The sequence below is a fragment of the Paenibacillus antarcticus genome (genome assembly GCF_001637225.1).
GTDB classification, from domain to species: domain Bacteria; phylum Bacillota; class Bacilli; order Paenibacillales; family Paenibacillaceae; genus Paenibacillus_AQ; species Paenibacillus_AQ antarcticus.
The window spans coordinates 1-1,265 of the sequence record NZ_LVJI01000055.1 but is presented as its reverse complement, the minus strand read 5'-3'; the positions used below and the strand labels follow the sequence as shown (position 1 = coordinate 1,265).

At 38.3% G+C, this 1,265-nt stretch carries 2 protein-coding genes; both read right to left on the bottom strand.

Translation table 11 applies throughout. The features are described 5' to 3' along the window. Positions 1-860: pectate lyase-like adhesive domain-containing protein (locus tag PBAT_RS24560; protein WP_157091356.1), on the bottom strand; the 860-nt coding region annotated here is incomplete at its 3' end. 214 nt (positions 861-1,074) lie between these two features. Then, positions 1,075-1,265, bottom strand: a 191-nt coding sequence (locus tag PBAT_RS25845) for a hypothetical protein (protein WP_211267852.1), incomplete at its 5' end; no start/stop codon positions are given.

Genomic DNA, 1,265 nt, shown 5'->3' with positions numbered 1-1,265 from the left:
CCTTGGTTTGTTAATCCTTCTTTTTTACCTTTTGATACTTCAATTCCCCCACATTCGTTCGCACTGACGATTGTTTCGCCCGTTAATTCTACTTCTGATGCATTGACTAATATACCACCCTCTGCACCTCTTGCTGTTACATCTTCAAGTGTAACTTCTGTTGCATTGTAAACCTGAATTCCGTACACGCCCTGCCACTTATTTAGTTCTCCAGCCATTACAACGACAAGATTATTTATCTTTGTTCCGTTAGCAAGAACTAGGATCCCTTGTCTTTGTCCGTCTGCTAGTGTGTTAAGTCCATCTGTGAAGGTTAATGTCTTACCTCCACCATTAATTGTTACTTCATGGTTTACTACTAATGCTTCAGCGATATCTGTAATACTATTCGTGATATTGATTGTTTTAATTGCTTCTGTTTCTAATGCTGTTTTCAGTTCATCTATATTCGCTACGTTTGCTACTGTTGCTACTGGTGCTTTTGCATTGCCTGCTACCAAATAGTATTGCGTCTGATCATTCTTGATCGTTGTATTTGTCGCTAACGCTCCACCTGATACTGTTCCTTGACCGTTTACTAACCAAATCGTTGGTTGTTTATAGGCTTCAGAGCCGTTAACTAAGGTTCCAGTAACCGTTAGTACTGAGTTGGATAATCCTTCTGTTTTACCTTTTGATACTTCAATTCCACCAAATTCGTTAGCACTGACGATTGTTTCTCCAGTTAATTCTACTTCTGATGCATTGACTAAGATACCACCATCTGCACCTCTTGCTGTTACATCTTCAAGTGTAACTTCTATTGCATTGTAAACCTGAATTCCGTACACGCCCTGCCACTTATTTAGTTCTCCAGCCATTACAATGACAAGATTATTTATCTTTGTTCCGTTAGCAAGAACTAGGATCCCTTGTCTTTGTCCGTCTGCTAGTGTGTTAAGTCCATCTGTGAAGGTTAATGTCTTACCTCCACCATTAATTGTTACTTCATGGTTTACTACTAATGCTTCAGCGATATCTGTAATACTATTCGTGATATTGATTGTTTTAATTGCTTCGTTTCCTATTCCTGTTTTAATTTATTCTATTTTCGCTACGTTTTTTCCTTTTCCTACTGTTCCTTTTACTTTGTTTTATACCATATGGTATTGTTTTTGAACCTTCTTGCTCGTTGTATTTGTCGCTAACGCTCCACCGGTACCTTTTCTTTGCACTTTTCCTTACCAACTTGTTGGTTGTTCTTGGGTTTATGACCGTTTTCTCAT